At 74.0% G+C, this 8,133-nt stretch carries 9 protein-coding genes; 6 read left to right on the forward strand and 3 right to left on the reverse strand.

Translation table 11 applies throughout. The annotated features are described in order from the left end of the window. The first annotated feature begins 1,138 nt into the window (after window positions 1-1,138). The gene (locus tag ACSNOD_RS25165) at window positions 1,139-1,861 is read left to right on the forward strand and encodes a DJ-1/PfpI family protein (protein WP_436769328.1); all 723 of its coding nucleotides are present in this window, start codon (window positions 1,139-1,141) and stop codon (window positions 1,859-1,861) included. A gap of 95 nt (window positions 1,862-1,956) precedes the next feature. On the opposite strand, the gene ACSNOD_RS25170 is transcribed toward ACSNOD_RS25165, so the two are convergent. Both ACSNOD_RS25170 and ACSNOD_RS25175 read right to left on the reverse strand, forming a co-directional pair. Then, window positions 1,957-2,178 (reverse strand): hypothetical protein, encoded by a 222-nt coding sequence (locus tag ACSNOD_RS25170; protein ID WP_436769329.1) that lies wholly within the window; start codon window positions 2,176-2,178, stop codon window positions 1,957-1,959. Between the two features lie 53 nt (window positions 2,179-2,231). Continuing rightward, window positions 2,232-2,516 carry a hypothetical protein gene (locus ACSNOD_RS25175; protein WP_436769330.1) on the reverse strand — a complete coding sequence of 95 codons (285 nt, stop codon included), beginning with the start codon at window positions 2,514-2,516 and terminating at the stop codon, window positions 2,232-2,234. 187 nt (window positions 2,517-2,703) lie between these two features. On the opposite strand from ACSNOD_RS25175, the gene ACSNOD_RS25180 reads away from it, so the two are divergent. Beyond that, window positions 2,704-2,997, forward strand: coding sequence for a hypothetical protein (locus tag ACSNOD_RS25180; RefSeq protein WP_436769331.1), 294 nt, complete (start codon window positions 2,704-2,706; stop codon window positions 2,995-2,997). A gap of 209 nt (window positions 2,998-3,206) precedes the next feature. Next, window positions 3,207-4,511: a haloacid dehalogenase-like hydrolase gene (locus ACSNOD_RS25185; protein ID WP_436769332.1), complete on the forward strand. Its 1,305-nt coding sequence runs from the start codon at window positions 3,207-3,209 to the stop codon at window positions 4,509-4,511. Between the two features lie 93 nt (window positions 4,512-4,604). On the opposite strand, the gene ACSNOD_RS25190 is transcribed toward ACSNOD_RS25185, so the two are convergent. After that, window positions 4,605-5,159, reverse strand: coding sequence for a TetR/AcrR family transcriptional regulator (locus ACSNOD_RS25190; RefSeq protein ID WP_436769336.1), 555 nt, complete (start codon window positions 5,157-5,159; stop codon window positions 4,605-4,607). An 83-nt stretch (window positions 5,160-5,242) separates the two neighbouring features. Here ACSNOD_RS25190 and ACSNOD_RS25195 point away from each other — a divergent pair, with 83 nt between their 5' ends. The 3 genes from ACSNOD_RS25195 to ACSNOD_RS25205 all read left to right on the forward strand — a co-directional run bounded on the left by ACSNOD_RS25195 (window position 5,243) and on the right by ACSNOD_RS25205 (window position 8,076). Next, window positions 5,243-5,695: a DUF6463 family protein gene (locus ACSNOD_RS25195; protein WP_436769333.1), complete on the forward strand. Its 453-nt coding sequence runs from the start codon at window positions 5,243-5,245 to the stop codon at window positions 5,693-5,695. Between the two features lie 73 nt (window positions 5,696-5,768). Next, window positions 5,769-6,620: a YhjD/YihY/BrkB family envelope integrity protein gene (locus tag ACSNOD_RS25200; RefSeq protein ID WP_436769334.1), complete on the forward strand. Its 852-nt coding sequence runs from the start codon at window positions 5,769-5,771 to the stop codon at window positions 6,618-6,620. A gap of 157 nt (window positions 6,621-6,777) precedes the next feature. Next, entirely contained in the window at window positions 6,778-8,076 is a 1,299-nt protein-coding gene (locus ACSNOD_RS25205; RefSeq protein WP_436769335.1) for a flavin-containing monooxygenase, read from the forward strand. The last annotated feature ends 57 nt before the right edge of the window (window positions 8,077-8,133 follow it).

Genomic DNA, 8,133 nt, shown 5'->3' on the forward strand with positions numbered 1-8,133 from the left:
GCACGGGGGGTGCGGGGGGTGCGGGGGGCGCGCCCGGCACCGGTGAGCCGGCCGCCGTGCGGCGGCCCTCGCCCCGGTCGGGTTCCGTCGCGTTCACCCAAGGCTCCCTTCCGCCTTCGGCACCGCTCGCCGATGCCCCGGAGGCATACGCTCCGGGCCGCTCCGGCGCGGCTTCTCCTCCGTGGCCTCTCCGCCGCGGCTGCTCCTCCGTGCTCGCTCCTTCGCGCTCGGGCTCCGTGTCCGGCGCGTCGGGCGTGCCCCGCGTGGCCCGTGTGCTCGCTCCCGGGATCTCCATGGTCCCCCGGACCGGGCTCCCCGCGCACACCCAAGCGCGCCCGAGCGCGCTCATGCGACCCCCTACGGGTCGTACGTACGTTCCCGTGGGTGGATGAGCTCCGGTGGACACAGGCGGGACCACCGGGGCGCGGCGGCGAGCGGGCACGCATGTGGGGCCTGCGGGGGCCGCCGACCCGGCGGCCTGTCCGGACGTGTCGCCCACCGCCACGGAAGCGTGGCCGCTGCGCGGCAGCGATGGCGCCTCGCGCGGAAACGCGACCGCCGGCGCGGAAGCCTGACCGTCCACGTGTCCGCGCGTGCGCCAGCGCACGCGCAAGCGCGCCGGCCCGCGCCAGAGCGGTATGCCGCCCCCACGGAGCGCCAGCAGGTCGCGCGGACCGCGTGTCCGCTGCGCGGCAGCGATGGATGGCCGCCCCCGGCGGAAGCGAGGCCGCCCCCACGGAAGTGGCAGCAACCCACGAGGAAGCCTCACGGCCCGCGCATCCGCACCGGCGCCGGCCCACGCGAAAGCGATTCCGCTGTGCGGCAGCGATGGGCGACAGCCCACGCGGCAACGCGGCGGCCTGCGCGGAAGCCTGACCGCCTGCACATCCGCACCGGCGGCAGCCCGTGCGGAAGCGTCACGTGGCCACGCTGCGGCCGGCGCGCGGTTCGCGCCGCCCCCTCAGCGGCGTGCACACGTACGTCGGCCCCGGCCCCGGCCCCAGCGCCGCGCCGCGCGCCCCCGCGCCATGGCCGGATTTTCCCGCGGAGCGGCAGTTCCGCTTCTGTTCGGCGGCCCCCTCCCCCAGCAGAATGATCAACGAAATCGCTGTGGTTCAGCACGTTCGGGAGGAACGGCATGCACAGACGCACTGTTCTGAGGTCCGGCCTGGCCGCCACGACCGGCCTCGGTCTCGCCGCCGCCGCGAGCCCGGCCACGGCCGCCGCGGCGGCCACCGGCGCCGCACCCGCCGCCGCGCCGCGGCCGCTGCGCGTGCACACCGTGCTGTACGACGGCGTCGAGGAGCAGGACTTCGCCGGCCCCATCGAGGTGTTCGGCATCCTCGCGCACCAGCCGGGCGTCGAACAGCGCTTCGTCACGGTCGACGGCCCGCGCACGGTGATCACGTCGGCCGGTATGGCGATCGACATACGGCACCGGTGGTCCCCACGGTCGGCCGACCTGATCGTGGTGCCCGGCGGCGGCTACGGGAAGGGGGCGGGCGTCGACGACGAGATCCGCCGCGGCGTCCTGCCGCGCGCCCTGGCCGACGCCCGGCGCCCCGGCCTGATCCTGGCCGCGGTGTGCACCGGGGCGATGCTCCTCTCCGCCGCCGGCATCACCAAGGGGCGCCCCTGCACGACCCACCACGTCGCCAAGAAGGACCTCGCGGCACAGGGCGGAAAGGTGGTCGACGGGCGCGTGGTCGACGACGGCGACCTGGTCACCTCCGGAGGGGTGACCTCCGGTATCGATCTGGCGCTGTGGCTGTGCGAGCGCCTCTACGGCCCGGAGTCCGCCCTGTTCGCGGAGAAGGTGCTCGAGTACGAGCGGCGCGGCACGGTCTGGCGCTCGGCGTAGGGCCCTGCCGCCCCTGTCCCGCAACCCGGCCCCGGCCCCAGCCCCGTACCGGTGTCGGGCCGGGACCGGTACGGGACCGGGGCCGGCCCGCGCGTTCAGCGGGCCACGAGCCGGGGCGCCCCGTCGCTCAGATCCACCCGCAGCCGCGTGAGGATCTCGGCGAGCGAGGACGCGGCGTACTCCTCGGGAACGTCGAGCTCCGCCGCGTTCTGGCCCTCGCCCGGCACCGGGCACGCCTGCGGCCGGCTCTCGTCGGTGCTCGATTCCATCAGCGCGATGAGCTGCCCCTCGGAGTCGAAAAGCGCCTGCACCTTCATGAGTTCCTCAATTCCTCATCGTGCGCCCTTTATTGCCCGTCCTCGCGCGGCCCTCAGGGCGCGATGACGGTGAGGGTCGGGGCGAAGTTCGCCTGCGCGCTGGTCATCCCGAAATAGGTCCAGGTGACCGAGATCTTGAAGTTGTTGTCATTGAAGTCCCAGGACTGCCCGTTGACCTCCATGCGCACATTGCCGGGCGGTGTGCCGGCGTCGGGGCAGCCGGACACGTGCTGCCAGGTGCCGGAGGTCATGATGCCCGGCCAGAAGTAGTTCAGCGTCACCCGCTGCCCGCCGGCGAGCGCCACCCTCGGCGCCACACCGAAATGAACCTGTGCCATGCCGCCATCCTTTCCGTCGAAAGAACGTCATGTGACAATACGGCGATCCCATGACCGCTGTTTTCGCCGGCCCGCCCGCCCGCGTATTCCTTTCCTGCCCGGGGGGAATTCGGGATATGCGCCGGGCGGACGACGGGGCGGTGTGGCGCCGCGCCCGCGCCGCGGGGCTGTGGGCATGCTGGCGGGCATGAGCGATCAGGACGAGTACACGGGCCCGGCGGTCCTGGTGTCCGAGGACGGCACCGAACTGGACGTCTCGGTGGAGGTGCGCTGGATGCCGGAGCCCGACCCGGACCCGCGCGGGTACTGGGAGGCCACGGTCCTGGTGAAGGACCACCCGCCGCTGCCGAACGCCCCGGGCGAGCCGCTCGGCACGCTGCGCTGGGAGGGCGGGGAGTTCCGCTGCGCCCTGGTGGGCGAGGTGCACCGGGACGCGGACGGGCTGACCTTCCACGCACGGCAGGAGCTGCCGCCCGCCTGAGGGGCTTCCCGAGGGCAGGGGCCTTTCGACAGCAGGAGCTTCCCGACGGCAGGGGCTCTTCAAGGGCAGGGCTTTCCCGACGGCAGAGGCTTTCCGACGGCGGGTCGGGGCCTCGAACGGGACCCCTGTAAGGTCCACATCAAGCTCGCGGCGACCGCCCTGGTCGGCGCCGCGCGCACCCCTGCCCCACCCCACGCATAAGGGAACGAATGCGTAAGAAGCCCGCCCTCCTCATAGGTCTCGCGGCCGCCGCGGTCCTCACCGCCGCGACCCCCGCCGGCGCGGTGGCCCCCGCGAGCCCCGCCCAGGCGCCCTCGGCCCGCGTGTGCCCGCAGCTCGACAAGAACCTCCCCTGGCACGGTGACAACCGGGCCCGGCTCCAGAAGATGATCGACGAGCGCGGCATCTGCTCCAAGCCCGTGCCCGGCCCCGAGGGCCGGCCGGTCGCCGCCTTCGACTGGGACAACACCGTCGTCAAGAACGACATCACGGACGCCACGCTGGCCTGGGCCCTGAAGCACGACAAGATCCTGCGACCCAAGAGCTGGAAGAGCACGAGCGCCTGGCTGACCCCGGCCGCCGACCGCGCCCTCACCGCGGCGTGCGGCACCTCGGTGCCCGTCGGCAAGCCCCTGCCGACCTCCCGGAACGCCGCCTGCGCCGACGAGATCATGGAGATCCGCGAGAAGGAGCGGACCATGAGCGGCGAGCCGGCCTTCGCCGGCGACTGGAACCACCGGCGCACGGTGCCCGCGTACGCCTGGATTCCGCAGCTGTTCGCCGGCCACACCCCCGCCGCCCTCACCTCGTTCGCCAAGCAGGCGCGCGCCGAGCAGCTCGCGGCGCCGATCGGCAGCAAGCAGACCGTCGGCACCCACACGATCGCCGGCTACATCCGCTACTACGACCAGCAGAAGGACCTCATCCGCACGCTCAAGGCGGCGGGCTTCGAGGTCTTCATCGTCTCGGCCTCCGCCGAGCCGATCGCCGAGGCGTGGTCGAGCGGGGTCGGCCTGGACCGCGCGCACACCATCGGCATCCGCAGCGTCCTCGACCGGGGCCGGCTGACCACGGGCATCCAGGGCTGCGGTGACGTCCGGGGCACCCGGGGCGACGCGCTGCCGTTCATGGACGGCAAGCGCTGCTGGATCAACCAGGAGATCTTCAGGATCAAGGGCGCGGAGGCCTGGCGGCAGCAGGACCCGGCGCACCGGATAGCCCTGGGCGCGGGCGACGCGGACACGGACGTCACGTTCGTGAAGGACGCCACGGGCGCGCACCTGGCCATCAACCGCAACAAGTCCGAGCTGATGTGCCGGGCGTACGACAACGCGGACGGCCGCTGGGTGGTCAACCCGATGTTCATCGAGCCGCTGCCGCGCAAGTCCGGCGCGTACCCGTGCTCCACGACGGGCTACGTCAACACGGACGGCGCGCCCGGGCCCGTGCGGCGCGCGGACGGCACGGTGATACCGGACCAGCAGGACCGGGCCTACGGGGTCGTCTCCTCCTGACCCCGCCCCGAGCCCCTGAAAAGCGTGTGGCCCCCCGGAACTCCCGGGGGGCCACACGCTTTTCACGGGGACCGGGCCGGTCGCGTGGCGGGGTCAGGACGGTCGCAGGAGGTGTTCTCCGGCGAGCCGAACGACGTCGAGCCGGGTGTACCCGGGGTGGTCGGCGACGATGAAGTGGCGGCCGATCGCGAGCGCGAACGCCAGGGTGCTGCGCGCCTCGATCTCGTCGGGGTCGGTGAGGAAGGTGGCGAACACCGTCCGCAGGAACCGCATGCGCTCGTTGTCGATGCGCCGCAGGCGCGCCGCGACGGACTCGTCGTGGCGGGCCCAGACGCGGACGGCGAGGTCGATCCGGTGCAGGTCCTCCGAGAAGGACAGCCGGCCGACGTGCCGGAACCGCTCGGCGGCGCCGCCGCCCTCGGCGTCGGCCCGGGCGAGGATCTCCTCGGTGCAGCGGCGCTCCCACGCGTCGAGCATCTCCGAGAGCAGCGCCGGGCGGCCGTCGAAGTACCCGTAGAAACCGCCCTTGGTCACGCCGAGTTCGGCGGCGAGCGCCTCGACGCGCACGGCGTCGGGCCCGCCCCGGGCGAGGGCTTCGAGCCCCGCCTCCACCCAGCGTTCTCGTGGTGTGCGTGCCACGGCGGGAATCGTGCACCTCCATTGATCACGACGGAGTTGTACGTTACCGTACACATCAATTGTACGGTGCCGTATAAACGAGAGGCCGAGGCGTGCCACGTCGACTGCTGCGCTGGGCGAGCGGGATCATGCTCGTCCTGGGCGGAGGACATCTGTTCCTGGTGGCGCTCGCCGCCTGGGGGGTCATCACGGGCTGGGTGGACCGGGGGGTGTGGGCGGCCGTCCCGCTCGCGCTCTCGGGCGGCGCCGCAGAGCCGACGGTGTCGTCCCTGCAGAACAAGCTCACCTTCTGGTCCGGGCCCGGCGGCTTCGCCGTGCCCCTGATGCTCCTGGGGTGTCTCGTGTGGCGCCTCGCCGGGCGCGGCGTGCCGGTGCCCGCCGGCATCGGCTGGGGCGTCGCGGCGTGGTGCCTGGTGGGCGGCGCGCTTCTCGTGCCGTCCCCGTTCTTCGCCGGAGCCGTCGCCGGTGTGCTCATCGTCGTGGCCGCGCGGGCGGAGAGCCGGCGGGAAGCGGCCCCGGGCCGGGAGGAGACGCGCCCGGCGTGACGCACGGCCGGGCGACACCCGTTCGGCCGCACGGCTGACGGCTCCCGGCGCCCCACCGGGTAGGCGACGCCGTATGCCCCTGAAGCGTTTCGGCGCGGCGCACCACGCGCATCGGTTCCGGCACCTGCACCGCACCGTGCTCACCTCGCCCGTCGGGCTGGGCTGGAGCCGCGGCCGTGAGATGGAGCTGATGCACCGCGCCATGGGGTTCGCGGCCCTCGCGTTCCTCACCCTGGTGCCCCTGCTGATCGTCGTCGCCGCGGCCGACCCGGCCAGCGGCCACGGCTTCGCCCGCTGGCTGGGCCAGGGCCTCGGCGTGTCGTCGGCGTCCCAACAGGAGGTGGAGCGCCTGTTCAGCGGGCCGGCGCGGGCCCTGGAGAGCACCACGGCCTTCGGTCTCGCGGCGCTCACCGTCTTCGGGCTGACCTTCGGCACGGCCGTGCAGACGGGCTACGAGAAGGTGTGGGACCTGCCCACCGCCCGCTGGCACACCCTGTGGCGGCACGTCGTCTGGCTGGCGCTCCTGGTTCTGTATCTCGTGGTCTTCGGCAACGCCCCGCTGACCAGGAGATCCGTCCCGGAGGCGGCCCTCGTCGGCGCGGGCGACCTGATCGGCGTGTTCCTGTTCTTCTGGGTCTCCCAGCGGCTGCTGCTCTGCGGCCGCATCCGCTGGCGGGCGCTGCTGCCGGGCGCCGTGGCGACGACGGTGGGGCTGCTGGGCCTGCGCGGCTTCTCCCAGCTCGTCTTCTCGCCGCTGATCGCCTCGAACGCCGTCACCTACGGGCCGTTCGGCACGGTCCTGGTCCTCCAGTCCTGGCTCGTGGGCGTCGGTGTGGTCGTCTACGGGGGCGCGCTGGTCGGCCGCCTCTACCACGAGCACCGCACGCGCCTCAGGCTCCAGCGGGACACGGAAGGCGCCTTCTGACGGCACCTTCGGCGCTGCGTTTCGCTCATTTCCTGTCAATGCCGCGGTTATGGAGATGGATGGGGATTCGGTGGCGCACCATGTCCTTCGGACAACTGCCGCGCGGCGTCAGCCACTTCGGCCGTGCGCCGCCTGGACGAACGGACGCCGGGAACCCATGCCGTTGCCGCGAACGATCAGTGACGTCGTATCCGCTCCCCTGACTTCCCTGTCTCCCCTGACTTCCCTGGCCCCCGCCCGCTCCCCCGTGGTGGTCGTCGGCGCCGGCCCCAGCGGGCTGGCCACGGCCGCGGAGCTGCGCCGGGCCGGAGTGCCCGCCGTGGTGCTCGAACGCGCCCCGCACATCGCCGCGAGCTGGCGCACGCACTACTCCCATCTGCGGCTGCACACCACCCGGGGACTGTCGCGGCTGCCCGGACTCCCGATCCCCCGCCGGTACGGCACCTGGGTCGGCCGGGACGACCTGGTGACCTATCTGGAGCAGTACGCGGCGCACCACGCCCTGGAGATCCGGCTGAACACCCCCGTCCACCGCCTGGAGTGCCTCGCCGGCCGGGGCGGTGACGCCGGAGGGCCGCGCTGGCGCGTGCACACCGCGCTCGGCGCGGTCCCGGCGCGGGCGGTGGTCGTCGCCACCGGCCGCAACCACACCGCCCACCTGCCGGACTGGCCGGGCGCGGACACCTTCCACGGGAACCTGCTGCACTCCTCGCGCTATCTCGACCCGCGGCCGTACGAGGGGCGCTCGGTGCTGGTGGTCGGCGGCGGCAACAGTGGCGCCGAGATCGCCGTGGCGCTCGGCCGCAGGGGCGCCGCCCGCGTCTGGTGGTCCGTGCGCACCCCGCCCACGATCGTGCCGCGCGCCGTCGACCGGTGGCAGGCCGCCGGCGTCCTGGCCCAGCACCTGCCGCCGGCCCTGGGCGACCGGGCGACCGCCCTGCTGCAGCGCCTGACCGTGCCCGACCTGAGCGGTCATGGGCTGCCCCGCCCCCGGGAGGGGATGTACACCCGCGCCGCCCGCGAGGAGGTGACCCCGGTGCACGACCGCGGCCTGGTGGAGGCGGTGCGCTCGGGCCGGGTGCTGCCGGTGGCGGCGGTCGTCGCGCTGGACGGGCCCGAGGTGCTGCTGGCCGACGGCACGCGGCTGACGCCGGAGGACGTCGTGGCCGCGACCGGGTACCGCTGCGCCCTGGCGGGCCTGGTCGGCCCGCTGCCCGTGCTGGACCCCTCGGGGCTGCCGCTCGTCCGGGGGGCGCGCACCAGCCCGGCGGCCCCGCAGTTGTACTTCGCCGGCTACGGCAACCCGCTCAGCGGTGCGCTGCGGCACGTACGGGGGGAGGCGCGGCAGATCGCCCGCGCGATCCGCCGAGCGGGGCGGCCGGCGTGGCGGCCGTGGGCCCTGCCGGCGGTTCGCCGGAGCGGTGGGCGGCTCCCGAGCCCGCGCGGCGCGAGCTGAACGAACGTCACGGTGGGCATGCGAAAGCGGTCGGGCCCGGTGCGTGTGCACCGGGCC

The sequence above is a fragment of the Streptomyces sp. URMC 123 genome (genome assembly GCF_051386515.1).
Taxonomy (GTDB): domain Bacteria; phylum Actinomycetota; class Actinomycetes; order Streptomycetales; family Streptomycetaceae; genus Streptomyces.